At 64.4% G+C, this 24,374-nt stretch carries 26 protein-coding genes and 2 pseudogenes; 13 read left to right on the top strand and 15 right to left on the bottom strand.

Annotated elements, in window-relative coordinates; translation table 11 throughout:
- Positions 1-12: 12 nt before the first annotated feature.
- The 5 genes from MKW15_RS08090 to MKW15_RS08070 form a co-directional block, all read right to left on the bottom strand.
- Positions 13-1,650, bottom strand: coding sequence for a hypothetical protein (locus MKW15_RS08090; RefSeq protein WP_240857087.1), 1,638 nt, complete (start codon positions 1,648-1,650; stop codon positions 13-15).
- A gap of 55 nt (positions 1,651-1,705) precedes the next feature.
- Positions 1,706-2,944 (bottom strand): M23 family metallopeptidase, encoded by a 1,239-nt coding sequence (locus MKW15_RS08085; RefSeq protein ID WP_240857086.1) that lies wholly within the window; start codon positions 2,942-2,944, stop codon positions 1,706-1,708.
- 92 nt (positions 2,945-3,036) lie between these two features.
- Positions 3,037-3,504: an SRPBCC domain-containing protein gene (locus MKW15_RS08080; protein ID WP_240857085.1), complete on the bottom strand. Its 468-nt coding sequence runs from the start codon at positions 3,502-3,504 to the stop codon at positions 3,037-3,039.
- 9 nt (positions 3,505-3,513) lie between these two features.
- Positions 3,514-4,161: a dihydrofolate reductase family protein gene (locus MKW15_RS08075; RefSeq protein ID WP_240857084.1), complete on the bottom strand. Its 648-nt coding sequence runs from the start codon at positions 4,159-4,161 to the stop codon at positions 3,514-3,516.
- The gene (locus tag MKW15_RS08070) at positions 4,158-4,505 is read right to left on the bottom strand and encodes an ArsR/SmtB family transcription factor (protein ID WP_240857083.1); all 348 of its coding nucleotides are present in this window, start codon (positions 4,503-4,505) and stop codon (positions 4,158-4,160) included. The genes MKW15_RS08075 and MKW15_RS08070 overlap by 4 nt, the downstream gene beginning before the upstream one ends.
- 108 nt (positions 4,506-4,613) lie before the next feature.
- Here MKW15_RS08070 and MKW15_RS08065 point away from each other — a divergent pair, with 108 nt between their 5' ends.
- From MKW15_RS08065 to MKW15_RS08055, 3 genes are all read left to right on the top strand, one after another.
- The gene (locus MKW15_RS08065) at positions 4,614-5,132 is read left to right on the top strand and encodes a hypothetical protein (RefSeq protein WP_240857082.1); all 519 of its coding nucleotides are present in this window, start codon (positions 4,614-4,616) and stop codon (positions 5,130-5,132) included.
- 40 nt (positions 5,133-5,172) lie between these two features.
- Entirely contained in the window at positions 5,173-5,532 is a 360-nt protein-coding gene (locus MKW15_RS08060; protein WP_240857081.1) for a VOC family protein, read from the top strand.
- Between the two features lie 123 nt (positions 5,533-5,655).
- Entirely contained in the window at positions 5,656-6,117 is a 462-nt protein-coding gene (locus MKW15_RS08055) for an SRPBCC family protein (protein ID WP_240857080.1), read from the top strand.
- Between the two features lie 427 nt (positions 6,118-6,544).
- On the opposite strand, the gene MKW15_RS08050 is transcribed toward MKW15_RS08055, so the two are convergent.
- Complete coding sequence (locus MKW15_RS08050) at positions 6,545-7,000, bottom strand: hypothetical protein (protein WP_240857079.1); 456 nt, start codon at positions 6,998-7,000, stop codon at positions 6,545-6,547.
- A gap of 46 nt (positions 7,001-7,046) precedes the next feature.
- Positions 7,047-7,625, bottom strand: coding sequence for a TetR/AcrR family transcriptional regulator (locus MKW15_RS08045; protein WP_240857078.1), 579 nt, complete (start codon positions 7,623-7,625; stop codon positions 7,047-7,049).
- Positions 7,626-7,711: 86 nt separating this feature from the next.
- Between MKW15_RS08045 and MKW15_RS08040 the strand changes: the two genes are divergently transcribed.
- Positions 7,712-8,887, top strand: a complete 1,176-nt coding sequence (locus MKW15_RS08040) for an aromatic ring-hydroxylating oxygenase subunit alpha (protein ID WP_240857077.1) — start codon at positions 7,712-7,714, stop codon at positions 8,885-8,887.
- 389 nt (positions 8,888-9,276) lie between these two features.
- Entirely contained in the window at positions 9,277-9,699 is a 423-nt protein-coding gene (locus MKW15_RS08035) for a hypothetical protein (RefSeq protein WP_240857076.1), read from the top strand.
- Between the two features lie 211 nt (positions 9,700-9,910).
- Here MKW15_RS08035 and MKW15_RS24655 read toward each other — a convergent pair.
- Positions 9,911-10,441, bottom strand: a pseudogene (locus MKW15_RS24655) (cyclase family protein); the annotation flags it as partial.
- Positions 10,442-10,561: 120 nt separating this feature from the next.
- Between MKW15_RS24655 and MKW15_RS08025 the strand changes: the two are divergent.
- Entirely contained in the window at positions 10,562-12,262 is a 1,701-nt protein-coding gene (locus tag MKW15_RS08025; protein ID WP_240857074.1) for an FUSC family protein, read from the top strand.
- Positions 12,263-12,499: 237 nt separating this feature from the next.
- Here MKW15_RS08025 and MKW15_RS08020 read toward each other — a convergent pair whose 3' ends face one another.
- From MKW15_RS08020 to MKW15_RS08010, 3 genes are all read right to left on the bottom strand, one after another.
- Entirely contained in the window at positions 12,500-12,937 is a 438-nt protein-coding gene (locus MKW15_RS08020) for a DJ-1/PfpI family protein (protein WP_240857073.1), read from the bottom strand.
- Positions 12,938-13,004: 67 nt separating this feature from the next.
- A complete protein-coding gene (locus tag MKW15_RS08015; RefSeq protein WP_240857072.1) occupies positions 13,005-13,301 on the bottom strand; it encodes a hypothetical protein in 297 nt (98 codons plus the stop codon).
- 119 nt (positions 13,302-13,420) lie between these two features.
- Positions 13,421-13,993: a TetR/AcrR family transcriptional regulator gene (locus MKW15_RS08010; protein ID WP_240857071.1), complete on the bottom strand. Its 573-nt coding sequence runs from the start codon at positions 13,991-13,993 to the stop codon at positions 13,421-13,423.
- Positions 13,994-14,085: 92 nt separating this feature from the next.
- Here MKW15_RS08010 and MKW15_RS08005 point away from each other — a divergent pair, with 92 nt between their 5' ends.
- Positions 14,086-15,108 carry a zinc-dependent alcohol dehydrogenase gene (locus MKW15_RS08005; RefSeq protein ID WP_240857070.1) on the top strand — a complete coding sequence of 341 codons (1,023 nt, stop codon included), beginning with the start codon at positions 14,086-14,088 and terminating at the stop codon, positions 15,106-15,108.
- A gap of 841 nt (positions 15,109-15,949) precedes the next feature.
- On the opposite strand, the gene MKW15_RS08000 is transcribed toward MKW15_RS08005, so the two are convergent.
- Complete coding sequence (locus MKW15_RS08000) at positions 15,950-16,849, bottom strand: SMP-30/gluconolactonase/LRE family protein (protein ID WP_240857069.1); 900 nt, start codon at positions 16,847-16,849, stop codon at positions 15,950-15,952.
- Between the two features lie 204 nt (positions 16,850-17,053).
- Between MKW15_RS08000 and MKW15_RS07995 the strand changes: the two genes are divergently transcribed.
- Positions 17,054-17,710, top strand: a complete 657-nt coding sequence (locus MKW15_RS07995; RefSeq protein WP_240857068.1) for a hypothetical protein — start codon at positions 17,054-17,056, stop codon at positions 17,708-17,710.
- 343 nt (positions 17,711-18,053) lie between these two features.
- Here the strand turns inward: MKW15_RS07995 and MKW15_RS24650 are convergent.
- A pseudogene (locus tag MKW15_RS24650) lies at positions 18,054-18,230 on the bottom strand (sterol desaturase family protein); the annotation flags it as partial.
- Between MKW15_RS24650 and MKW15_RS07990 the strand changes: the two are divergent.
- From MKW15_RS07990 to MKW15_RS07980, 3 genes are all read left to right on the top strand, one after another.
- Positions 18,208-19,308, top strand: a complete 1,101-nt coding sequence (locus tag MKW15_RS07990) for a sensor histidine kinase (protein ID WP_240857067.1) — start codon at positions 18,208-18,210, stop codon at positions 19,306-19,308. The pseudogene MKW15_RS24650 and the gene MKW15_RS07990 sit on opposite strands and share 23 nt — an antisense overlap.
- Positions 19,305-19,967: a response regulator gene (locus tag MKW15_RS07985; protein ID WP_240857066.1), complete on the top strand. Its 663-nt coding sequence runs from the start codon at positions 19,305-19,307 to the stop codon at positions 19,965-19,967. The genes MKW15_RS07990 and MKW15_RS07985 overlap by 4 nt, the downstream gene beginning before the upstream one ends.
- A gap of 103 nt (positions 19,968-20,070) precedes the next feature.
- A complete protein-coding gene (locus MKW15_RS07980) occupies positions 20,071-20,652 on the top strand; it encodes a dihydrofolate reductase family protein (RefSeq protein ID WP_240857065.1) in 582 nt (193 codons plus the stop codon).
- Positions 20,653-20,683: 31 nt separating this feature from the next.
- Here MKW15_RS07980 and MKW15_RS07975 read toward each other — a convergent pair whose 3' ends face one another.
- Entirely contained in the window at positions 20,684-21,544 is an 861-nt protein-coding gene (locus MKW15_RS07975) for an alpha/beta fold hydrolase (RefSeq protein ID WP_240857064.1), read from the bottom strand.
- Between the two features lie 81 nt (positions 21,545-21,625).
- On the opposite strand from MKW15_RS07975, the gene MKW15_RS07970 reads away from it, so the two are divergent.
- Positions 21,626-22,552 (top strand): MBL fold metallo-hydrolase, encoded by a 927-nt coding sequence (locus MKW15_RS07970; RefSeq protein WP_240857195.1) that lies wholly within the window; start codon positions 21,626-21,628, stop codon positions 22,550-22,552.
- A 10-nt stretch (positions 22,553-22,562) separates the two neighbouring features.
- Here the strand turns inward: MKW15_RS07970 and MKW15_RS07965 are convergent, their stop codons facing one another.
- A complete protein-coding gene (locus MKW15_RS07965; protein ID WP_240857063.1) occupies positions 22,563-23,036 on the bottom strand; it encodes an SRPBCC family protein in 474 nt (157 codons plus the stop codon).
- A 345-nt stretch (positions 23,037-23,381) separates the two neighbouring features.
- Between MKW15_RS07965 and MKW15_RS07960 the strand changes: the two genes are divergently transcribed.
- Entirely contained in the window at positions 23,382-24,365 is a 984-nt protein-coding gene (locus MKW15_RS07960) for an NAD(P)H-dependent flavin oxidoreductase (protein ID WP_276614744.1), read from the top strand.
- The last annotated feature ends 9 nt before the right edge of the window (positions 24,366-24,374 follow it).

The raw sequence follows: 24,374 nt of genomic DNA, 5'->3' as shown, positions 1-24,374 counted from the left end.
TGGGTCCGAGCATCAGCGCACCACCAGATCATGTGTGGTTGCACTGAGTGTGATCGGCGCGATCGGCTTGCCGCGCATCCAGGTGGCGACAAACCGCCTCAGAGCGGGATCCCCGGCCCGATGGGCAAAGGCCTGCTTCGGTATCTCGATGGCGCCGACGAGGTGACGGGGCGTCGACGTCAGCCCGGGCAGACTCGGCGTCATCCGCATGCCGTCGGCCGTGTGCAACAGCACGGGGATACGCCTGCCGCCTGGTGCGATGACAACGGCGTCACGCGTGGTGACGGCAGGGTCGAAGTGGGTGACCGCCAAGCGGTACTCCGACGGTGCCGCGTGCATGCCGAGTTGGTCGAGCGATCGCGGGTCGACAACGCTGTACGGCAGACCGATGTCGATGAGGAGTTGACCGTCGACGAGGGTACGTCGCGAGGGGAGTGATGCGGTCAGGTTCCACGGCTTCGGTGGTGCGAGGGTGAACGCCGATCGGTCGCCGGCCGAATTCGCGATGGGCCGTCCCAGCAAGGGCGCGTCCGTCTCGACGAAGACCCAGGACGTTGAGTGGATGTGCTTGCGCCAGTATCCGTTTCGCCCATTGCGCCGACCTTCGACGCGAAGTTCACGATTTTCGACGCCAGGCCCGAGGGAGAAGACGGTGATCGCTGAGGTGATCTCGCCGGTGATCTTGGGTTGACGGGTCCAGCCCGGCGCGGGTAGCTGGACGGCGGCCGTGGACCGGTCCACATACTCCTGCGTGAGTGTCGCGGCGCTTGGTTTGCCCGTCTGAGGCTCCCAGCTGTACCGGAAGAATACGGAATCCGAACCTGAGGAGTCGAAATCGAAAGTCCGCGTGTACATGTCGCCGTAGCGATTCATCACGAAGGTGGTTGACGCGGCGGCCGAGAGCGCCACCGACCGGAACCGGCCACCGAGCGGACTGCCGATCTCGTAGCTGTCGTCGTTGGGCAACCACGGGTCGGCGTAGGTGATACGGCTGCCATCGCCGGTGAGAGCCGGGATCATCGTCATCTTTGCCGAACCGGATGGATGCACGCGTCCGGCGATGTCGGCGTACACGCGGTTGTTCGTCGGCGACGTGACGCTCAGTGCCCAACCTCCGACACGGCCGTCGGGCAGCGTCCGACCCGATCCCAACCACAGCGGCGAACCCCAGGCCGACGTCCAATTCCACAGCACCGGCGCGTTGGTGACGTTGTCCATCGTGTAGATCCATCCGCTGCGGCCGATGCCGACGAGTTCGTCGTCGTCGACCGAGATGGCCACGATGTTTCCGCGCAGGCATCCGGGGAGCGGGACGACTCGCCAACCGCTCGTCGCGCTGCGCGGCCTGGTCAGCAGCTGCGCATCGACGAGCGCGAACTCCCAGTACCGATTGAACTGGGTGTGGTTGGAGCGCAGGTCGATCCGCACCGGCGCGTGGGTCCCGCGATAAGTCGGGAAGGCCGCCAAACCCGTGCGGCCGCCGGTCGAGGCAGGCCCGGGAGGAAGTTGTGCGGTTCCAAACGGTACGCAGCCGGCCGGGGCGGCGGCGGCCGGTGTGGTGGCGATCCCGACGGTTGTGACACCGATCGTCAGCGCTGCGGCAAGGGCGGTGGCACGCAACGTGCGACGACGAGACCGGTGATCGGCCATAACAGGACTATGCCACCGATCAAGGAGCACAGAGCTCCGTTTGTGGACTCTGACTTCAGGACGACCCCGGGAAGTTCACGACGTCCAGATCGATGGGCATGGCATTGGTGACCGACTTGTTGACCGGTTCGGCCGCGTAGGGGACGGGCCCACCGGTCGTCGCCAGCGCCTCCAGCTGTTCGTCGGACTGCAGGCGATGAGCGACCGTGAACTCCTTGAACTCGTAGGGAATGCCGGAGGACCGCAACGGATCTGGTCCGTTCATCGTGTGGAAGTGCAGGTGAGGTGCGTCCGAATTGCCGCTGTTGCCGAGCAGGCCGATGACTTGCCCGGCGCTCAGTTTGTCGCCGACCTTGACCCGCACACTTCCCGGCTTCAAATGTGCGTAGAAGGCGTAGACGCCCTCGGAGATCATGGCGACGACGTGGTTGCCCCCGTACTGATCGAGTTGCAGACCGGTCGGATCGACGCCGGGTGTTTGGTCGGGGAGGTCGTCGACCACGCCGACCACCGTGCTCTGAGCCACCGAATGGGTCTCGGCACCGTAGTACGGATATGACGCGAGATTTGACCGGTCGCCGACGAACAGCTTGCCCGCGGCGTCGAGTTGTACCCAGTCGATCGCGAAACGTTCTGCAAGCCAGAGCCTTCCGTTGATCGGGTTGGCGGCCGTCCGGTGTGCGCTGGGTATGCAGCAGCCGTCGCCGTTGAGCCATCCGGCTCCGTGAAGGGGCGGGTCCAGTAATACGGCCTTCTGCTGCGCGACGGTCACGGTGATCGGTTCGGCGATCACCGCGGGCACCAGCGGCGGCTGCGGCTTGGTGGGTGCCGCGGTCAGAATGTTGGACAGCGAACTCGGCGCGGCCGTACCGTCTGGGAGCGCAACGTCGAGGGTGAGTCGGGCGTATTCGCCGCCGGCGAGCTCGAGGCCGGGTTGTCCACTGCCCCTACGCATGATTCCGGTCAATGCGGTGCCCTGAAGGTCGAGCAGCTTCTGCCCGGACGCGCTGACCTCGAGCGAGCGAACAGCGACCGGGTCCGACATCACGTTGGTCAGGAGCAACTCGTAGGCGAGGTGGGTCTTGCCATCGGAGCCGACGACCGGAATTGGATCGTCGATCGCGTTCGCGGTCACGGGGGTGAGGACGTCCGCCGCGGTGTCGGCCGTCGTGCTGCCGGTGACCGACGACGGCGTGGACTCAGACGATTCCGACGAACACCCGGCGATGGTCAGGAGCACTGCACTCCCGAATGCGATGGCGGCAATGCAGCGGGTGCGTGACCTTCTGGGCATGATCGCTCTCATCTGTGCTCCCAGTTGTTCGAGCCCGGCCCGGACACTGATTCTTCCACCTCACGTGTGAGAGATAAGTGGATCGGACGAACTCACCGTCCGCCGAGATAGTGGCCAAGGGCATCGAGCAGTCCGCGGGTGCCCACTTCGCGGTTGGGTCCGTCAGCCCAGAACTGGTCGAAGAACACGCCGTGCTCGGCATGGGTGAACGTGGTGAGGTCCCCAATCGGGTCGAACTCCAACGACGCCACCGACGTCGACATGTGAACCCCGTCGATCCACATGTCGTAGGTGGTCACGATGCGGTTATGCTCGACGATGTCGGTGTAGGTCGCCTCGTATCGGGATACCGGGCCATCGTGGAATTTGCCTTCGGCGACGTCGCGTCCGCCGACACGGAAATCGAAGATCCATTCGCCGTGCTCGATGGCATCGCCGGCGCCCCACCATGCGAGCTTCTCCTGCTCGACGGCAAACGCGTTCCACACGCGCTCGACGGGGGCAGGGTAGTCGCGCGTCAGGGTGAACTCGGCACGGGCCAGACGACGTTCACTGGTCATGATCGTCTCCTACCGCGCGAAAGTGACGTGGATCGTGCCACTCTCGGCCACTTCCGTTGTCACCTTGTGGGTGGTGTCGAGGCCCGGCAGGTCATCCCACAGGTGAGTTCCGCGACCGAGGATGATCGGTGCGACCATGAGGTGCAACTGATCGACGAGTCCGGCCGTCACGAAATCGCGGATGACGCCGACGCCACCGCCGACGCGAACATCCAAACCTCCTGCAGCGGAAGATGCCTCGGCAAGGACATCATCAAGTGGGCCGTTGCGGAAGTGGAAGGTGGTTCCGCCCTGCATGGTTATCGACGGCCGGGGTGCGGTGTGGGTCAGGATGTAGACCGGTGTGCCGAACGGTGGTTCGTCGCCCCACCAACCTTTCCAGTCCGGGTCGTCGGGGAACGTGTGCAGGCCGAACATGGCCGCACCCATGATCTCGGCGCCGATCCCTTCGAAATGAGCTTGGGCGTAGGAGTCATCGACTCCGGTGGTTCCGGTACCGCTGGTGTCACCGAAAACGCGCTCGTGAAACGTGCGCGTGGCAGCCCAGGCGGCGGTGAGGCGCCCCCAGTCCTCACCCATCGGATTGTCCGGGGACAGGCCGGCCGTGGCGGTCCGGCCATCCAGCGAGGTGAACATATCGACGCGAACGACTGTCATGTCAGATCTCCTTCTTTTCCGGCGGTGCGGGTCAGGTGGATGCCGAGTCGGTCGGCCTGGTCTTCTGCGGGTGTCCGCTGTTCGCCGAGCCATAGATGCAACGCGTCAAGGGCGCCCGGTCTCAGACTGACGGTGCGAACGCGACCTTGCTTGTGGGACAGCACGATTCCCGCCTTTTCGAGGATGCCCAGATGCTGCATGAACGACGGCAAGGCCATGGGGAAGGGTGCCGCGAGCTCGGACACCACGGCCGGGGCCTTGGCCAATCGTTCGACGACGGCGCGTCGCGTCGGGTCCGCGAGAGCGCGGAGCAATGCGTCGACGTCTTCGTCATACTTAGGCATATACCTAAGTATTGCTCTATGGCCCCGGCGCGTCAAGAAGGGCATGTCCGAGTCGCTCGCTGGTGGATTACGTGGTATCACTGATTACAAGTAATCAAGGAGGTCGCCATGAGTGACAGTGAATCAGCGGTATCCGGATGGCTTACGGGACGCTTGCCGGACGACCTGTTCACCGGCGCCCCCGAGGTCCGGGTGGACCGCGAGGAGATCACCATCATCGGAACCATCGATCCGCCAGATGTCGAGTCCGGCGCCGAACCTGTCGATCAGCGACAAGCGGAGGCCGGCCGGATTGCACGGTTCCGGGAATCGACCCGGGACAAGCGCATCGAGGTTGCTCAGGAGGCTGGGCGCCGATTCGGCCGCAAGGTGGCTTGGGGCGTGCGCTGCGGCGACTCCGCCGAACTGTTCACTCACCTCGCGGTTCCGGTGATGACCCGACTACGGCAGCCACAACGCCAGGTCTTGGACACATTGGTCGCCGCGGGAGTCGCCCGTAGCCGCGCGGACGCGTTGTCGTGGTGCGTGAAGCTCGTTGGGCAACATACGGATTCCTGGCTCGGCGAGCTGCGCGAGGCCATGAGCAAGGTCGACGAGGTTCGTGACGCAGGCCCATCGGTCACCTGATCGTGGTCTCTCTGCGTGCTGTGGAGATAGTCTCGGAGACATGGCTGTCACTGGAATAGGCGGGCTGTTCTTCCGTAGTCGTGATCCGCAGGCTCGAGCCGCGTGGTACTCCGAGCATCTCGGCATCGGCGCGGGCGAGGATGGCCAAGGGACGGTGTGGCAACAGGAGTCGGGGATGACGGTCTTTGCTCCATTCCCTGCTGACAGCACCTACTTCGCGGTCGAACAGCCCTTCATGCTGAACCTTCGGGTCACCGATCTCGACGATCTGGTTGACCGTCTCGAGTCGGCGGGAATCGCAGTGGAACGAAATGCCGACTGGGACAGCGAGATCGGGCGGTTCGCCCGGATTCACGATCCCGAAGGTCTACCGATCGAACTCTGGGAACCGGCCGAGTAGGGCCTCGTGCTCGCGGCAGATGATCGGACGGTCTTGGTGTCGGGCTTCGGGGTGGAGCTTGCCCGCTCGACCCCCACAACCTGCATCGTTGCCCATTCGTCGATGTTTGGGCACGGTGGAGGAATGAGCGAATCAACGAGTATCACCGTGGAACGAGTCATCGACGCACCCGTCGACCGGATCTTCGATGTCATCAGCAATCCGCGCCGACACCTCGAGATCGACGGTTCGGGTTTCATGCGAAGCATTGAGCATGCCGACCGGATACAGGAGGTCGGGGAGGTGTTCACCGTCAACATGGACGGGCCACACATGGGCGGCGAGTACAAAACCGACAACCACGTCACGGGGTACGCGAAGGACAAACTCGTGGCATGGAAGACCGCGCCGGCGGGAACCGAGCCACCCGGGTGGGAATGGTTGTGGGAGCTTGAATCGCAGGGACCCGATGCCACCCTCGTCCGCCACACCTACGACTGGTCGAAGGTCACCGACAAGGATCTCCTGCAGCAGGTTGGCTTCCCGTTGGTCTCGAAGGATCAACTGGAGGACACCCTGAATCGACTGGCGGCTGCTGCTGGCTGATCAGCAGAGTTCGGTAGCCGGGCCTCTGACCTGTGCAAATACGCATGCGTCGTGCCGAAAAATCTAGGGGAAGAACTTCCTCCCCTAAGTTCCCAGTCCTCCCCGCGAAATTTCGCGCGGAGGACTCCAAGGGTAGGGGAGGAAACTTCTTCCCCTACTTCTTGTGCGGCCCAAGGCCGGACGACCACCCTCGCCCGAGTGCTCGTCGGCGTGTCGTGAACCCAGAAACTGCGTGTCGGGTCAGAAACCCGATGCGCGCCAGCGGTTTCTGGCCGCATGTGCGTTTTCTTACCACAAACGCGGTTTCCTGAGCGCGGCCGCGCTCTTCCCACCTCCACGATCGCCGACGACGTCGGCAGGTGGGTCGCTGACTCGCAGGCACGCCAGCTCGTCTCCGACCTCAGTGCGCCGGATCCGGCGATCTGAGTCAGGATCTCGGACCCTCGTGGGTGACAGCCGGCGCGCTGATGCAGCCAGTTCGGAAGTAGAAGGTCTGTACTGCTCCGCTGGTGGCACCCTGTTCCGTCAACGCCCGGCTGACCATCTGTGCTGCCGCACAGTATCGCCCTCCCGAGATATGGCTGCTGATCGCCTTCGTGGCGGCCACGGCGGTCTTTCTGCCGGCCGAGTAGTCACGCGCGGCAGCGTGGGTCATCCGGTTCATCGTGAGATCGCGGTATCCATAAGCGGCAACCTCGGCGTCGCTACTGGCATCGGTGATCCGACCCTGGGATTCGTCAGGCGAAATAGCCTGTGCAACACCGAAACCGGCGGCAGGTGCGAGGCTGCCGAGAGTGACGAGCGCAGCCGCGATCAACGGTCCAAGAACTCTGCGCGGCATGGCTTTCACGAGGTGCACCTCTTGACGTCGTTCGGAATGCATCCATTCACAGTATCTTCGCCGATGACGGTGAATGCGGCTCGGTCACCTAACGGGGTGCCACCCACCGACGCAGGTAGCAACGGAGTTCTGTGCCCTCACGCGGTGGGTGCCCCGGGTCGACGATGAACGACTGCAGCGTACGCAGCATGTGTTCGACGAGTTCGTTTCGATCGTCTTCGGTCCATCCGCTCCAGTCCACATCGAAGCCGTCGACTATCGACCGGCCCAGGGCGACGGCCTCGGGCGAGGTGACTGCGGCGATGACAACGTTATCGGTGCCTGCGGTGAAGAGAAGTTCAAAGCGTTTGCTCGAGCGAAGCATCTCGAGGGTGACCGCGATGCTCTCGACGACAGCCTCCGAGACATTGCCGATACCGGCCAAGGCCGACGCGAGGTCGTCGAGAAACTCGACACTCGAATGCTCCGCGGCGGCGCGAACCAGTTCATCGCTGTTGGCGAAGTAGCGGTAGATCGTCTGCCGAGTGACCCCGATTCGCTTTGCCACCTGAAGAATTGACGGATTGGGCGAGCCCTCGTCCATGAGCTCACAGGTCGCACGAAGTATCCGCTCGATGGCTTCGGAGTCGGACGCAGGGGTGTTTCCGCCCCAACCGTGAGTACGCATCGCTCCAGTCAACCAGGACTGGTCGACGCAATCGACCAGGCGAATGCGACTAGACGGTCAACTCAAAGAGTGTATGGTCGCAGGGTATGACAGCCCAACTCGACCACTGCACGCCCCTCGGACCTGAACTGACTCGTCGTGGATTGGATCTGGCGCTCGCCGGGACGACAGACGTCGCACCGTCGACAATGCGCGTTCCGCTGAGCTACTACTCCGACGACAAACTCACCGACATCGAGCAGTCGACGATCCTCCGGCGCACGCCGATCGCGGTGCTCGCGTCGGTGCAGATCTCGAATGTGCACGACTATGTCGTGCGCCAGGTGATGGAGGACTCGCTGCTGATAACCCGCGATCGTGACGGCCGGGCACATGTGTTCCTCAACTACTGCAGACACCGCGGAGCCATGCCTGCGTGCGGTGCGGGCAATGCCCGTCGGTTCACCTGTCCGTATCACGCGTGGGTGTACGACAACACCGGCAAACTCAAGGGCGTGCCGGGCAAGGCGGGGTTCGACGACGTCGATTTGGATTCCTACGGGTTGGTCGAGTTGCCGACCGAAGAGCGCCACGGATGGATCTGGGCGGTCCTCACCACAGGCGCACAGATGGACCTCGACGCTCATCTCGGTCCCATGAACATGGAACTGGCGCAATGGAATTACGGGGCCTTCCAGTACCACGACGAGAAGATGCTCAATTCGGAGGTGAACTGGAAGGGTGCCCTTGAGGCTTTCGCCGAGGGATATCACTTTCCGTTCGTGCACGGCAAGAGCGTGATTGGACAGAACACCATTGCCAACACACATGTCTACGACGAGTTCGGCCGCCACCACCGAATCGGGTTCCCGTTCAAGTGGATCACCGACCTCGATGGCACCGAGGCCGGCGGAGATATGTGGGAGCCGTCGGCACAGATGGGCCTCATCTACTGGATCTATCCCAATCTGATCCTCGCGAACAGTCCGGTCGGGGTCGAGGTGATCGACATCCTGCCCGACGGAGCCGCCGGAAAATGCACCGTCCGGCACAGTTGGATGGCGCGCTACCCGGCGACCACCGACGAACAGCGGGAAATGTACGACGGCATCTTCGCGCAGGTCCATGCGGCAGTTCGTGACGAAGACTTTGCGATGCTCCCGCAGTGCAGTCAAGGAGCCCGACGGGGTCAACACGACCACATGGTGCTGGGGCGCAATGAGATTGGTGTGCAACACATGGTGCGGGTGCTCGCGGATGCGCTCGGCATCTCGTTGGCCTGACGTGTCGGTCGATTGGCACGGCGTTCAGAGTCTCCTGGCCGATCAGGTGGTCGCGGCGGTGGAGAAGATCCAACGCTGTAGTCCGGGTACGACGATCGATCGTGTAGAGGTCGGGGGTCTGCATTCCCGCGACATGCTGGTGCTCTGGCCGACGGTCACCGTGATCGTCACAGGTGACCGGCATTGGGAGGTCGAGACACCGCGAGTCGGCGATCACGTCGCGTCCCGGATCACCGCGGCGGGCGGACTCGGTGGCTCGACCTGGATCGACGTTTTCGACGGGTATGAACGATCAGTCCGCGCAGCATGTTGCGAAGCCGAGGGTCGATTACAGAACACCATGCCGGACAACAGTGTTCGTTGTCTCTTCATCGATGATGTGAATCCCGATGCGACGGCCGCTTCCCGATTGGGGCGCGGCAACCAGCGATCTGATCGCTGCCCTACGATCGCGCCCAAACGGCGATACTGCCGCCACTGCCAAACAATTGGGGCATCGGGGCCACCTCACCACCGTCGTCGCAATCCTCTCCGATTGCGCACCCGACGAAGGCGTCGAGGCCACGATCCTCGACGTGCTCACCGATCACTATGCGGGATCGCGACGATGGTGTGGGCTCGACTATGCACCACTCGAGAACGCGTTGAGCGTGTGGCCGAATATCGATGTCGCACTTAGGAGTACATTCTCTCCTGAGCGCATGTGCCCGATCGATGCGACCGATGTGCCGATTGCGATGACTGCGTTGTCCTCACGATGGTCGGCGATTCGTGAGCATGCCGCGATCGTACTGTTGTCGGTACACGTCTGAACCTCAAAAGGTGGCGATCGGATTGAGGGGTGAGCCTGTTCCGCAGGTGATTGCGAGAGGGGCGGCGGTCAGTAGGAACGTGCTGCGGTCGAATCTCTCGACAGTCCGCAGCAGGTCGTCGAGTCGCAGCCACTCCAGGAACGTCAGGGTCTGCATCGGGAGCCGCCGCCAGGCGGGCGTCGAGTCCCACGTGAACGATGACGGCATCACCAGATTCGACAGTCAGCCCGGTGGCTGCCTCCGCACGGTCGAGATCGGCGGCGGTCACAAATTCATCGGAAGCCAGCCAGGGAACACCGCGCGTGCGCGCGACATCGAGCAACGCGCCTCTGGTGAAGATGCCGTCTCGCATGGCGGTCACCGCATTTCGCCTCAGGCCCTCGGGTCCGAGTATGTCGTCGACGGTGCGATTGTTGTAGGTCGTACCGTTGAGGTGGAAATGCCCGAGCGCGTCGATGTGGGTTCCCCACCCGTGGACGTTCAGCGTGACCTCGTCGACGATCGCATCCGGCACGGCGGGTTCTGAATCGATGGAATGCGACACGAGGAGGTCGCTGTGCTGTGTCGCCGGGAGTTGCAGGTCGGATGCGAGCGAAACCGTAACTCCCTCGGACACCAGACTGGCGGCTCGGATTCGCACTGCGGGAGTGATCAGGTTCAGAGTCCCGAGATCGTCGTCGGGACCCCAGCGCCCGGCGTTGTCGCAGTTGGATTCGAGCCTACGAAGCCGCTCGGAGGGCATTTTGCTGTCCATCGACAACTCCTGTCGCACTGCAAATCTCCATCCGACCGCCACGGTAACGATATCGGGTCCTGGTGCGAGGTGACGTCAAGGTGGATTGTCGAGCGTTACGCTGGCGGTATGTCGGAGACCGCAAGTGCGCTGGCTGCGGCCTTCCGGCCTTCCACCGCTCCGCTCGCCGTGTCGTCCGCTGTGCGCGCGCTGGTGGCCGGCGGCGCGCTTCTGCTCCTCGGTTTGTGGCTCGGCGACTGGGACAAGCTCGGGGTCGCCTACCTGGGCGCGGCCTGTTCTGTTGCCTTCGTCATCGGGGATTCGTATCGCAGCCGCCTGACAGCGCTGGCGGTGCAGGCATGCGGAGCGGTCATCGGCCTTGTGGTCGGAGGATCGACGGCAGGTTCGCCTCTGGCCATGATTGTGGTTGCTGCAGTGGCGGGTTCGGCGTCCGGCTTCGTTGGCGCAGCCGCCCTTTCCGGGCCTGCCTTCGGGATGATGCTCAGCATCGGCGTGGCCTTTGGGCAGTTCGGGGGATCCACGCTCGACCCCGCTGAACAGGCAGTGTGGTACGTGATCGGGGCGCTCGCCATCGGTGTTGTGCACGTGGCCGACTGGCCGTTCCGGCATGGCTCTGCCCAACGGCGGTACGCGGCGACCGTGTGTGACGCGGCCGCCGACCTGTGCGAGTTGATCGGGCGGGGGGATGCCCGTGCGGCACGAACGCGAATGGCCGCCGCATCGGCTCAGGCGCGTGACGCCGGATGGGACTTGACGACAGAGCGTGTCGCGCACGCGACCGCCGCGCTCTATGCCGAGAAGCAACCTGTCCCGGCGTCGATCGTGACCACCCTGCGCACCGCCGGAACGCTGATTCGCGCCGGAAGAACGGTAGAACTTGCCGGCGACTGGCCGCTGACGACACCCGGATTGCGCGCGATGTCGCGCGCCGTGGCCGGTGACGGACGCACGCCGACGGGTCCCGAGCGTCGTGGCGGGCGAACTGTGCTGCATCCGTTGGCGACTCGAGAGTCGGCGCACAACGCAGTGCGCATGGCGCTGTGCATGGGCGTGGCCACCGCGATCACCGTCGCCTTGCACGACCCGCAGCATTCGTTCTGGCTGCCGCTGACCGTCGCGGTGATAGTCCGCCCGGAGTACGCCTCGATCTTCGTGCGAACGATGAATCGGGTCGCCGGCACCCTTGTCGGTGCACTGATCGCGGCCGCCGTGCTCGCATGCTGGGACAGCGGATCCGCGGTTGCGGTTGCGGCGTCGGTTGGTCTGGCATTCGCTGCGCTCACTGCGCCCAAGCTGTACGGGCTGAGCGTCGTCGGTGTGACGCTGTCGGCGATCTTGGCCGCCTCGGTCGGCGGTCCGGATACCGTGGCACCGCTGATCCGGATGCAGGACACCGTGCTTGGAGCCGTGATTGCAGTCCTGCTTGGCTACGTCTGCTGGCCGGGCGCTCGACGTCTTCCACAGCAAGCACGGATCGATGACGGGCTGAGTGCGGCCGAGGACTACCTGGCCGAGGTAGGCGTCACAGATCGCGATCGCAGGAGGTTCGTGCGTTGCCGCGATGAAGCCTACCGGCGTGCGCACGGGGCGCGCTCGGCGTGCCTGGCCGCCTATGCCGAACCGCCCCCGGTTCCCGCGCAGGCTCGCGAGATGCTGCCGTTTGCAATGGAGTTGGAGGAGATCGTCGACGAGATCACCTCGATCCTGCCGGCGGCCGACGACGCGGAACCGCCAGACCCGGTGGCGATCGACCGCACACGACGACGACTGGTTCGTCTACGGGCCACCGCGGCGACAGCTGTTCGGTGATACCCCAGGGTCGCTCGACCCGCGCCTATCGATCGGCGAAGATGTCGTGGTCAGGATCGGTCTGGGGGTCGTATTCGATGACGTCGCCGGCGTGGCGGGCGGCCGTCGGCCCGAACAGGTCGGCGATGAGCGCTGCGGTCATGTCGATACCCGCGGCAACCCCCGATGATGTCCACCGATCACGGTCGTGCACCCATCGGGCTCGGCGTTCCCATTGCACCGTGTCGCCGTGGCGGATCACCCGATCAAAGAGCGCTTGTTGGATGTCGCGCGGTAGCCGTCCAAGAGTCCGGCGGCGGCAAGGATGGCCGAGCCGGTGCACACGGAAGTGACGAGGGTTGCGTCCGCGACGTAAGAACGTAGTTGGTTCAGGAAGTCCTTGTCGTCCAACAGCTTTAGCCATCCGAGACCACCGGGAACCAGGACGATGTCCACGTCGGCGGTGTCGGAGAGGCCTTCGGTTGCTTCCACCCTGGTGCCCTGGGAGCTCGCCACCAGACCGGCCTCGCGGGCGACCATCGAAATGCGGAACTGGTCGGGGAGAACGCTGAGGATTTCCACCGGTCCGAACACGTCGAGGAGTTCGAAACCCAAGAACAACACGTCGAGGAGTTCGAAACCCAAGAACAGCACGACCGAAACCTTGCGAGAGCCGGGCACATCGGGTTCGGTCATGGGGGCTCCTGTCGACGCTCCCAATCTACCGGTGCGCGGGATTGGGTGGCGAGGGCCGCGCGGCGAACTATGCGCGTCGGTACTTCGCCAGGTAGCGATCCTTCTCCGCTACGGTGTCCTCGGGCAGGAGCGGAGTGTGGTGCAGTTGCCGCGACATCTTGGTGTAAACCGTTGCGGCGCCGGCGATGATGGCGAGCAGGGCAACCGCGGACGCAACGGCGGCACCGGTCTGGTGCTGTGCCGAGAAGGTCACCATCAGGCCGAGTGCCGGGATGATGAGGACGACGAGGGTGTATGCAACCCAGCTCATCGGGTGCCGATTCTCGTGGTCGGATGCGAGTGCGGGGGCTGCAACGGTGGCCATCGTGAGTCTCCTTGTGGCGACGGTATTCCTGACCCCTCCAGCATTCGCCTACGGTCCGATGAGCACGAGGGACTTTTGACCCGCTGGCGTAGGACCTTTGCGTGGCTCGATGACGCGCTTCAGTCGATGATCGACCGGACGAGATGCTCCAGTGCGTCGGCGGTGCGGTCCAGGGGTGCCGTGCTCCGCTGCGCCCGGCACATGGCCACCGTTCCCTCGATCGACGCGACGATGAGGATGGCGGTTCGCTGAGCCGTGTCATCTTCGGCGCCGTGCATTCTCAGCGATTCGGCGAGCAGGTCGGTCCAGCGCTCAAAGGCCCGTGCGGCCGCCTGCAGTGGAGCATCGTCGTCATCGGGTTCTTCGACCGACACCGCGAGCACCGGACACCCGGCACGAAAGTCGCTGTTGACCACCACATCTCGCCACATGTTCACGAACCGCCCCAGTCCGCCGACAGGTCCGTCGGCGGAGAGGGCGTCGCCGAGGACGCGCATGGTCAGCGCATCTGCGAACTCGACCGCTTCGACGGCGACCTGTGTCTTGCCGCCGGGAAAGTAGTGGTACGTCGACCCCAGTGGTGCACCTGAGTGCTTGGCCAATTCCCGGACGCTGGTGGCACGCAGGCCACGCCGCCCGAGCATGTCGGCGGCACCCACGACGAGCTGTTCGCGGGCAGTTCGCTTTGCCATCGATTCCTCTCTTGCCTATGACGGTCGTTCTAGCGTAGCGTCCGTGCCATCGTATGACGACCGTTATAAATCGACAGATGGGGATCTGACACGTGAAGAGCTTGATGTTCGTCAAACCGGGAGAGTTGCGATTCGATGAGGTGGACGATCCGACGATCCTTGATCCCACCGACGCGCTGGTGCGGCCGATCGCCTCGACGACGTGCGACCTCGACCACCACGTGATCGCCGACAGAACGCCATTCTCGCTGTTCGGACCCTTCGCGCTGGGCCACGAATGTGTCGGTCGGGTGGTTGCGGTGGGTGAGGAGTGCACGGAGTTCGCCGTCGGCGATGTGGTTGGTGTGGCATGGCATATCGCCTGCGGAACCTGTGCTCAATGCGCGCTCGGGCATCCGGCCCGCTGCCTGCTGCATGGGGACGCGCAATACGGTCTGCCCGTCAACGGGTTGTGGGGAGGCACGTTCGACGAACTGGTCCGTGTCCCGTTCGCGGACTACAACCTGGCACAGCTGCCCGACGGCGTCGATCCGATCCACCTCGCCTCCATCGGCGACAATTTCGCCCTGGGGTGGGAGACGGTGATGCCGGCGGTCGAGGGCATCACCGATCCCAAGGTTGCTGTCTTCGGCGGCACCGGTTCTATCGGGCTGTACGCCGTCGATGTCGCCGTGCACTGCGCCAACGCCCACACCGTCTACTACGACGACGACCCGGTCCGCATGGAAGTCGCGGCGAGACTCGGCGCCGAGGTTCATGACATCGCGGGCAAGCGCGACAGGGACTTTCACGTTGCGGTCGATGCGTCCGCTGATCCTGCGAAACTGCGCAAAGCGTTGCTGTCGGTGGTGCCGGAGGGCACGATCAACAGTGTCGGCATCTATTTCGAGGACGTGTCGTTGCCCCTGCTCGCGATGTACCAGCGTGGCGTCAGCTTCCACAACGGTAAGGGGATGGCCCGACCCAACATGACCCCGACACTGCAAGCCGTCGCCGACGGGACCCTCCACCCAGAACTGGTCACCAGCGGCGTCTACGCGTGGGACCAGATCCCTGATGTGCTCGCCGGTCCGAACGCCGGCCACAAACCGATCTTCGTCCTGGATCCAGCCTGACTGACTCGAAGAGTTCGGTGACCACAGCGTTGAACTGGGCAAATACGTTAGTGCCGTGCCCGCGAAATCTAGGGGAAGAAGTTTCTTCCCCGGGGTTCGTAGTCGTCCGCGAGAATCTTCTGGGGGAGGACTCCAAGGGTCGGGGAAGAAGTTTCTTCCCCCTACTTTTGTGCGGCGGCGCATCCAGTCCACGGACATGAGATCCCGCCGCGGTGCGCCCATCGCGTGGACGAAGTCGACTGGCCATTGATCGTGTGAAGTTGAGCCCGGATTCCGGGCTCAACTTCACACGGATCGCGATCGTGTTCGGTCGAGGAGTTCCACGGCGACGGTCACTGAAACGGTCGCCGTGACGTGTCACCGAGCCCGAATATGCCCTCGGAGGCAACTGAGGAGGACCGTTTCAGACGGCTCCGCTCGTCCCGCCTGCACGATCGCCGCCGCAGGCGGCGGGTGGGTCATTGATTGCTGCCGAGGGCCGGGTCACAGGCGTACGACGCGCGTGTGTCGGACGGTCGTCGACTGGCAGATGACCAGGTCACGTGTACCATCCCCGCCATGACCGACGCCGCGCCGGCGTCGGGGTGCACTGTCGCAGGGAGCCGTGTTCACGGCGGGGGAGCGACAGTCGGGGGATGCAGGGGGTAAGAAATGACCAATGTGCCGAGTGACGACATGCTCGCCCGCATGGTGTACGGAAGCGGCGACTAGCACTTCATGGCGCGACTGGAAAGCATCATCGAACGCAGATTCCTGCGCATGGCCCGACGAGTCAGCGGGATTTCCATGCAGCGCGCGTTTGAGTCGGACTGACGTCTCGCGAAGACGCCATCGTCGGCGCTCAGGGTCTCCCGGCGTGCCCGACCGTCACCTCGACGGCACGGATCGTCGCTTCCCGCGCGGCCGACCGCGCATGCTCGTTGAAATCCGGTGCGCAGCAGATGAATAGGGTCCTGCCGTCGGTGCCGCCGAGCATGCAGGCGTACACGCCGGTGCCGACCGCGATCTCGTCGACGATCTCGCCGCCCTCACGAACTCGGATGACTCGGTTCCCCAGGGCGTCGGCGACCCACAGGCAGCCGTCGGCGTCGAGGCCACACCCGTCGGGTCCGACCGACGCGCCGGCGAGCGCCTCACCCAGCACCCTGGTCGTTGGCGGTTCGGCGAACTTGGCCCAATCGCGTCGGTCGCTCAGCGACCCGTCGGGCGCGATGGAGAACGCGCTGATCCGATCGCCGAAGGTCTCGTCGACCAGCAGAGTGGCTCCGTCGGGCGTCACGACACTGCCGTTGGGAAACCAGAGGCCGGTGGCGACCACCGTGACGGTTCCGTCCGGATCGATGCGCAACAGATCCGCGGTGTCGAGGTCGGCGCCGGCCATCAGGTCGAAGCCGAAGTTGCCGAGCCACGCGCGCCCTTGATCGTCGACGACCATGTCGTTGGGGTGGCCGCCGACATACTCACTGACGTCCGCATGGACGGCAGTGGTCCCGTCGGCTTCCACCCGCAGAATCGTGCGGTCCCGCATCGAGACGACGAGCAGCCGACCATCGGGAAGCCACCCGAGCCCCGACGGCTGTGCCGGAACCTCGAGTTCGGCGCGCAGATCGGAGCCGTCGGCGTTCACCGAGTTCACGGTGTGAGTGTAGAAGTCGACGAACCACAGACGCCCGTCGTGCCACCGGGGACATTCGGTGAACGACATGCCGGAGACGACGGTTCGGATCTGCGGGCTGCTCATGTTGCGACTATAGGTAGTGACTCCGCCGACGTGGTCACGTTTCGCCAAGAGTGTAGGAATACTGCTTGTACACAACGTGTTTGACCAACGTGACAGCTGGGCCGCCGACTCTGCCGTCGGCTGACCCGAACGGGTCGGTCTCGGCATTCGGCCCCCAAGCCCCGATGTTGGGCGTAGCGTCCCGAACAGATGGAGAGGACGCTCATGCACACACATGTGAGAACACTCGTCGTGGCGATCGCGGCCGTCGCACTGACACTCGGCGGTGGCGGTGCCGCAACAGCAACACCGCCGGCCAATGCGGGCCTTCACCTCAGCGCAAAGGCGAACAACGCGCGCTGCACCGTGACCTTCACCATGCTGAACTACACGAATGCCCACAACTGGTTCACCATGGACTACTGGTTCGCCCAGGAGGATCAGCCATGGGCGCCACCGGATGCCGAGATGCACTCGAGCGGCTGGGATCCCAACAATCTGCCGACACCTTGGCGGATCGTCTCCGGCGCGAAGCGACCAGTCGCTCGATATACGCCTGCAAGCCCGTCGGACTCGACCGGATCACTTCGCGGCGCACTGCCCGCGAGTTTTCCGCAGGCGGATAGATACGGCTACAACGGGATCTACACGAACTTCAATCCGACTGCGCTCACGAAGCCGTTCAAGACGACAGTGACTTTCGATCTGCGAAAGGTGACACCGGCGCCGCCTGCCGCGGTCAACGGCAGATACACCATCCGCTATCGCGTCTATCTCGGCCCCCAGACGCAGGCGTATGGGTACTGGACGCCTCGGTCGATCACCGTGGGCGGTTGTCGCAGTAGCAACGGTTCACTCGACTGGGGATCGATACATCTCTGACACGGACCGCACTCGTCGCCGTCGGACCTGACGGACGTCGACGCAACGCAACGGTGCCGCCTCCCGGTGTGGGAGGCGGCACCTCTTTCCTGCTCAGGCAGAGACGAGTTGGTCCTCGGCCTTCTTGCTCTCGCTGTATCCGGGCGGGCCGAAGATGTAGCCGAGGCGACCGCGCCAAGTGCGAGCCTTCGCCGTGTCGCGGAGCATGGCCACGGTCTCGATGTAGTTGTACTTGATCGGATTCTGGGTTTCGACGTCGTGGATCAGGCCGTAGCGGACGGGGGAATCCCAACAGCGCTGCAGGAAGCCAGGCGAGACTGCGCAGTTTGTAGGACACCGGTTGGAACCAGGGGAGCCGCAGATTGGTCGACATGTTGAAGAAGTTGCTGGAGTGGTGCACGCTGTGCGCTGCCCACAGCAGCCGGATCCGATGATCGGCGCGGTGCGCCCAGGGCGCTGCCCAACAAGCCGGTCGATGTGACCCTCGACGGTTGTTGGTGGCAATTCTTGCCGCGATCATCGACGCGGCCATTTTCGCGTCGTCCGGGATCTTCGGGACCGCACTACTGCCTGCGCTCACGATGACCATGATGCTGGTCGCGGCCGACCTTGCTCTGGCCCTTCGCCCCGGCACCGCCGCAGTGGTGGCCTACATCCAGGTGGTCACTCGAATCTGTGCGTGCCTTCTTCTCGGCCACTACGGACTGGCTTCCGGGATCGGGGACGTCGGTGTACTGGTTGCGGGCTACCGAGCTGGAGCCTGGCTGCCCACGCGGGCCTCGGCGACCGTCCTCCCGGTTCTGATGGTGGGTGTCGCCGTCGCGGCACTGATCAACGGCACGGCTGATGAGTGGTGGATGATCCCCGCGATCGGCGTGTCGAATGCGTTGATTCCGTGGCTCGTAGGCAGATACACCGCTGCCGGTGGCGCGTACGTGACCAAGTTGGAGATGCAGCGGGAGAACGACCGCGCGGTGATGGACAAGGCGCTCGCCGACGAGCGTGAGGCCATCGCACGTGACCTCCACGACGTCATCTCCCACCACGTCAGCGCCATCGGAATCCACGCGGGCGCCGCCCGGATGGCAATGGGATCGGACGTCGAGGCCTCGACGCGGTCCTTGGAAGCTGTGGAGTCGTCCAGCCGCGCGGCAATGATGGACCTGCGGCGCCAGCTCGATCTCCTGCACGGGCGCGACGCCGCCGGCGACCGTCAGCCCGGACTCGCCAACAACTCCGAACTGGTCGACTCCGTCGGTGCAGCGGGACTCGACGTCGAGCTCGATATGACCGGCGCCACCGTCGAACTGCCTGCATCACTTGACGTCACCGTCTACCGAATCGTTCAAGAGATGCTGACAAACGCGCTGCGCCACGGCGACGGAAGCGCCCGCCTCAATGTGCGCGTGAATCATTCGCGAATCGTCATCGAAGAGTCCAACGCCATCGCCGCCGAGACCTACCCTGGCGGTTCGCTGCACCGCGGCCTCGACGGCATGCGAAGGCGCGCAGAGCTGTTCGACGGAGATGTCGAGTGTGGTGCAGACGCGTCCGGCCGCTGGCAAACCAGCGTGGCGATCCCGATCGGAGCATCATGACTCAACCCATCACCGTGCTCGTCGCCGACGATCATGCGGTGTTCCGTGCGGGGCTCAAGGCCATCATCGACGCGAGCCCGGACACCGTCTGTGTCGCGGAGGCCGCCGACGGACGTTCCGCCATCGAAGAGGCGCAACGGGTCCGGCCCGACGTGGTGGTGCTCGACGTGCGGATGCCCAGACTCGACGGTGTCGGCGCCATCGGGCCGATCGTCGGCTCAACGAATGCTCGGATACTGATGCTGACGACCTACGACAACGAAACAGTGCTTGCGGAAGCACTACGTGCCGGGGCAGGCGGGTTTCTGTTGAAATCGTCGCCACCGGAGGAACTCGTGGCTGCGATCCGCGTGGTCGCGCGCGGAGATTCGGTGATCGATCCCGCCATGACCCGGCGCCTCGCCGCAAGGGTCGCCGACACCCTGGCAGAGGTGCCGGTGCCGCCGGAGGTGGCGACTCTGACGACGCGCGAGTACGAGGTGATGTTGCTGATGGCTGATGCACTCAGCAACGCCGAGATCGCAGGCAAGTTGTACGTCGGGGAGCAGACCGTCAAAACGCATGTGTCACACATCCTGGCGAAACTCGGTGTGCGCGACCGAATCCAGGCCGTGGTCTACGCCCACCGACACAGGCTGTCCGAGATCACGCGATCGTAGTGGTCCTGTCCACAGATTTGGCGGGGGTCTTTGGCGTTCGATGCTACGTTGACGGCATGCGCGCGAATGCCGTTGGCGGCCCATCACACTCGAGGGGTATCTCGTGGGAAAAGTAGTCATGTACGCCTCGGTGTCCGTCGATGGCTTCATCGCGGACGAAAACGACCATCCCGGACCACTATTCGACTGGTTGACCACCGGCAGCGTCCCGCTCGACGAGAGTGGTGTGCTGAAGGTGTCGCAGGAGTCGTTCGACTACGTCCGGCCGTACTGGGATCAGATCGGGACGACCATCGTCGGCCGCCACGTGTTCGACATGACCGACGGCTGGGATGGACAGCCTCCCAGCGGGATCGACCATGTGGTGGTCGTGTCGCACCGGCCGGCGCCCGAGGGCTGGGACCCCGAGGCGCCGTTTCTTTTCGTCGACGACATCGAGGCGGCCCTCGCGGCAGCGCAGGAACTGGCCGGTGACCGCATCGTGGAGGTCGCTGCGGGAGACGTCGGTGGCCAGGTGCTCGCCGCGGGCATGATCGACGAAGTGCGCATGGACGTTGTGCCCGTCGTGATGGGAGCCGGTAAGCGGTTCTTCGGGTCGCTCGACGCGCAGCACATGTTGGACGATCCCGACGTGGTGATCCAGGGTGATCGCGTACTCCACCTACGCTTCCGGGTGCGCCGATAGCTGCCGCCGCGGTTGAGTATGTGGCGGTCGGCTAATCGAGGATCTCGTGCAACCGCCGGGCGAACGCCTCGGGCTGGCCGGCATAGCCGAATTCGCCGCCCATGAAACCTCCGTGGTGACTCGGGAACACTGCTGCCTCTTGGCCGAGCAGCGCGGCGGTGGCTACTGCGGTCCGGCCGGTGAATGTGTCGCGGGACTCTTCGCCGACGGCGATCACCACGCGGGTCGGCGCGGCGGTCACCGCGTCGACGTCCGGCAGGTAGTCGAGGAAGGCAACGGATCGGTCGGAGAGCAGAGGGTCGTCTCTCGATCCGTCGTCGTCGGCCGGCATGCCGAACGCAGCAGGGGCGGGTGCGGGCTGGGCGAAGTAGGCGTCGGTGAACTCGCCCTGCCACGAGGTCATCGCGAGAAACGCCGCCATGCCTGCGCCCCAACCCTTCTCGGTGTAGACAGCCTTGAATGCATTGGTGGCACGTTCGGCGGCGTCGGCGTCGGGCAGAACATTGAGGAGCGGCGGCTCGTGGGCGACAAGCGTGAGCAGGTCGGCCGGATATGTCGCCACCATGGCGAGTGCAGTCACCGCGCCGCCGCTGCTCGCGAACATCTCCACAGGTCCGACGCCGAGCGTCTCGATCAAGGCGTGGAGGTCAGCCGCCTGAACCTCGGGTTCGTTCTGGACGCGTCCGTCCTTGCGGGTACTGCGGGCGAACCCACGTGGGTCGTAGGTGACGACGGTGCGGTCGCCGAACAACGGCACCAACGCACTGAAGCCGCTGGCATCCATGGGCTGGGCGACCATGAGGAGCGGCGGACGACCGTCGGCGGTCGGGAGTGGACCGTGGACGTCGTAAGCGAGGTCCACGTCGGGAAGTTCGAGGATGTGCGCGGTCATGGTGATACGGACTCGCCGAGTGCGGAGAACTCATCGGGCTTGCGACAATCAACCATGTTTATCAGTTGGCCTCCTGTGGCCGTGCACCTCAAGCTCGGTCGTCCATCGTTGGAGCCGTATCGGCACAAGTTCCACCTGCCACGGGCCGCCGACGGACGCTGCAGCGTCACGTTCGCAGGGGTTTCGACGCTGCTCTTCGACGACGGTGAGTCGGCAGTACTCTTCGACGGCTTCTTCTCGAGGCCCTCGCTGGCTGCGGTCGCGCTCGGCAAGATTGCCCCGAACCGTCAACGTATTTCGATCGCGTTGGATCGATTAGGGCTCGGCGGGCGGGGGCCTGCGGCGGTGGTGCCGGTGCACACTCACTTCGACCATGCTCTCGACTCGGCACACATAGCCGAACGTACCGGCGCGACGTTGGTCGGCGGTGAGTCCGTCGCCAACATCGGACGCGGCGCCGGGCTTTCCGAGGAGCGGATTCAGGTGGTTGGCCACGCCGATACCGTCAGTTTCGGCAACTGGACGCTCCGGTTCGCCGAGTCCGAACACTGTCCGCCCGATCGGTTTCCCGGGGCGATCACCGAGCCGTTGGTGCCGCCGGCCAGGGCGTCGGCGTACCGCTGTGGCGAAGCGTGGTCGGTGCTGGTCGAGCATGTGGGCGGCCGGTCGGCACTGGTGCAGGGGAGCGCTGGATTCGTGCCCGGCGCACTCGACGGGTGGTCGGCTGCCTGCGCATACCTGGGCGTCGGGATGCTCGGTCATCGCCCACACGAATACATCGCCGACTATTGGACGCACACAGTTCGTGCCGTCGGAGCCGGGCACGTCGTGCTGACTCACTGGGACGACTTCTTCCGCTCACTGGATCGACCACTACGAGCTACCGCATACGCCGGGGACGACCTCAACGCGACGATGCGCGTTCTCAGCGAACTATCTGCCGATAGTGCTGTGCCGCTTCACTTTCCACGCGTATGGGAGCGAGAGGATCTATGGGCTCTGGTCTGACGGTCGGGCCTCAGCGCTCAGATTCGGCTCGATTCTTGAGGTGCTGCAGGGTGTCGGAGACATGCGACTCGAGCTCGTCGGCATGCGCCGCGGGGCCGCCGAGTAGGCCGCCGAACATGCGGGCGATCCGGGGCATCCCATCGGGCATGTGACGTTGTTCGCGCAACACCGTCGACCTGCCGTCCGACGTCACGCTGTACGTCCAGATCGCACCGCTGGTCTTGGTGTGCCAGGACAGTTCTCGCCCTGGCACAACCGAGACGACGTTGTTGATGGTCGGCCAGATGATGAAACCGCGCCGGTTCCATCCGATGTAGGTTTCACCTGCCTCGAACGGACCCTTGCGGCGACGGGTCAGCGCGAACAACTCAGGGCTGGCCTCTGGCATGGTGCGCGGATCGCTCAGCAACTGCCACACCCGGTCCGGGGTTGCGTTGATGGTGACCTCGGCGTCGAAGTCGCGATCGAATGCGTCTGTCGTCATGTCCCCATTCTGCCCGGTTGGCCATGATGAGCGCCCCGCCGCGCAGATGAGTAGCCGCAACGAACTCGGCCTGCGAAAACGGCGAAAACCGCCGTGGGCCTCAGCCCTCCATGGCAAGCTTTGCCGCGATCGCCTTCACATATATGAAATATGGGGGCGTCGACACCCTTCGACAAGGTGCGCTGCACGGGGCTGCGGACGATCGTCCGTATGACGGTGATCGCGCGACCGATGGAGTTGTGGCCGGAACTCGATGCCGCGCAACACTATGCGCACTGCGTCGCGGTTGGTCGAGACGGGTCGTCGGCGTCCGCGCATGGTCACCGAGCAGAGGAGTGCATCCGCATGATTTCCACCCGGTTCACCGAGACCTTCGGAGTTCGCCACCCCATCGTGCAGGGAGGTATGCAGTGGGTCGGGCGGGCCGAGCTCGTCGCCGCGGTCGCCAACGCTGGTGCTCTGGGTTTCATCACCGCCCTGACGCAGCCCACGCCGGAGGATCTCGATCGCGAGATCGCCAGGTGCCGAGAGCTGACCGACCAGCCGTTTGGCGTGAACCTCACGATCCTTCCGTCCATCACACCGCCGCCCTATGACGAGTATCGACAGGTGATCGTCGAATCAGGGGTCAAGATCGTGGAGACGGCCGGCTCCAACCCCGGTCCACACCTGCCGATGTTCCACGATGCCGGTGTGAAAGTCCTACACAAATGCACCAGCGTGCGGCATGCGGTGAAAGCGCAGAAGCTCGGCGTCGACGGGATCAGCATCGACGGATTCGAATGCGCCGGACATCCCGGAGAGGACGACATCCCAGGACTGGTGCTGATACCGGCCGCTGCCGACAAGGTCACGATCCCGATGATCGCCTCCGGCGGTTTCGCCGACGCCCGCGGGCTCCTCGCAGCGCTCGCACTCGGCGCCGACGGCATCAACATGGGCACCCGATTCATGTGCACGGTCGAGTCGCCGATTCACCAGCGGATCAAGGAAGAGATCGTCGCTGCCGACGAAACCCAGACCGAACTCATCTTCCGGCCCCTGCGGAACACCGCACGGGTTGCAAGTAACACCGTCAGCAGGGAAGTGGTCGACATCCTCAATAACGGCGGACAGTTCGAGGATGTGCGTGAACTGGTGGCCGGTGCCAGAGGCCGGAAGGTGTTCGAACTCGGCGACCCTGAGGCGGGAATCTGGAGTGCCGGCACCTGCCAGGGCCTCATCCACGACATCCCCACCGCCGGCGAACTGGTGGAACGTATCATCACCGAGGCCGAGAATCTGATCACCGATCGTCTCGGCGGCATGCTCGACCGTGTCTCCGTCTGAAGCAACCCG

Source organism: Gordonia gummivorans, assembly GCF_022513585.1.
Taxonomy (GTDB): domain Bacteria; phylum Actinomycetota; class Actinomycetes; order Mycobacteriales; family Mycobacteriaceae; genus Gordonia.
This window is presented reverse-complemented; position numbering and strand designations above follow the sequence as displayed.

What these genes read in the sequence shown, in the direction of transcription:
- MKW15_RS08090 (WP_240857087.1), bottom strand. Translation starts at nt 1,650, where the DNA reads ATGGCCGATCACCGGTCTCGTCGTCGCACGTTGCGTGCCACCGCCCTT.
- MKW15_RS08085 (WP_240857086.1), bottom strand. Translation starts at nt 2,944, where the DNA reads ATGCCCAGAAGGTCACGCACCCGCTGCATTGCCGCCATCGCATTCGGG.
- MKW15_RS08080 (WP_240857085.1), bottom strand. Translation starts at nt 3,504, where the DNA reads ATGACCAGTGAACGTCGTCTGGCCCGTGCCGAGTTCACCCTGACGCGC.
- MKW15_RS08075 (WP_240857084.1), bottom strand. Translation starts at nt 4,161, where the DNA reads ATGACAGTCGTTCGCGTCGATATGTTCACCTCGCTGGATGGCCGGACC.
- MKW15_RS08070 (WP_240857083.1), bottom strand. Translation starts at nt 4,505, where the DNA reads ATGCCTAAGTATGACGAAGACGTCGACGCATTGCTCCGCGCTCTCGCG.
- MKW15_RS08065 (WP_240857082.1), top strand. Translation starts at nt 4,614, where the DNA reads ATGAGTGACAGTGAATCAGCGGTATCCGGATGGCTTACGGGACGCTTG.
- MKW15_RS08060 (WP_240857081.1), top strand. Translation starts at nt 5,173, where the DNA reads ATGGCTGTCACTGGAATAGGCGGGCTGTTCTTCCGTAGTCGTGATCCG.
- MKW15_RS08055 (WP_240857080.1), top strand. Translation starts at nt 5,656, where the DNA reads ATGAGCGAATCAACGAGTATCACCGTGGAACGAGTCATCGACGCACCC.
- MKW15_RS08050 (WP_240857079.1), bottom strand. Translation starts at nt 7,000, where the DNA reads ATGCATTCCGAACGACGTCAAGAGGTGCACCTCGTGAAAGCCATGCCG.
- MKW15_RS08045 (WP_240857078.1), bottom strand. Translation starts at nt 7,625, where the DNA reads ATGCGTACTCACGGTTGGGGCGGAAACACCCCTGCGTCCGACTCCGAA.
- MKW15_RS08040 (WP_240857077.1), top strand. Translation starts at nt 7,712, where the DNA reads ATGACAGCCCAACTCGACCACTGCACGCCCCTCGGACCTGAACTGACT.
- MKW15_RS08035 (WP_240857076.1), top strand. Translation starts at nt 9,277, where the DNA reads ATGCGACGGCCGCTTCCCGATTGGGGCGCGGCAACCAGCGATCTGATC.
- MKW15_RS08025 (WP_240857074.1), top strand. Translation starts at nt 10,562, where the DNA reads ATGTCGGAGACCGCAAGTGCGCTGGCTGCGGCCTTCCGGCCTTCCACC.
- MKW15_RS08020 (WP_240857073.1), bottom strand. Translation starts at nt 12,937, where the DNA reads ATGACCGAACCCGATGTGCCCGGCTCTCGCAAGGTTTCGGTCGTGCTG.
- MKW15_RS08015 (WP_240857072.1), bottom strand. Translation starts at nt 13,301, where the DNA reads ATGGCCACCGTTGCAGCCCCCGCACTCGCATCCGACCACGAGAATCGG.
- MKW15_RS08010 (WP_240857071.1), bottom strand. Translation starts at nt 13,993, where the DNA reads ATGGCAAAGCGAACTGCCCGCGAACAGCTCGTCGTGGGTGCCGCCGAC.
- MKW15_RS08000 (WP_240857069.1), bottom strand. Translation starts at nt 16,849, where the DNA reads ATGAGCAGCCCGCAGATCCGAACCGTCGTCTCCGGCATGTCGTTCACC.
- MKW15_RS07995 (WP_240857068.1), top strand. Translation starts at nt 17,054, where the DNA reads ATGCACACACATGTGAGAACACTCGTCGTGGCGATCGCGGCCGTCGCA.
- MKW15_RS07985 (WP_240857066.1), top strand. Translation starts at nt 19,305, where the DNA reads ATGACTCAACCCATCACCGTGCTCGTCGCCGACGATCATGCGGTGTTC.
- MKW15_RS07975 (WP_240857064.1), bottom strand. Translation starts at nt 21,544, where the DNA reads ATGACCGCGCACATCCTCGAACTTCCCGACGTGGACCTCGCTTACGAC.
- MKW15_RS07965 (WP_240857063.1), bottom strand. Translation starts at nt 23,036, where the DNA reads ATGACGACAGACGCATTCGATCGCGACTTCGACGCCGAGGTCACCATC.
- MKW15_RS07960 (WP_276614744.1), top strand. Translation starts at nt 23,382, where the DNA reads ATGATTTCCACCCGGTTCACCGAGACCTTCGGAGTTCGCCACCCCATC.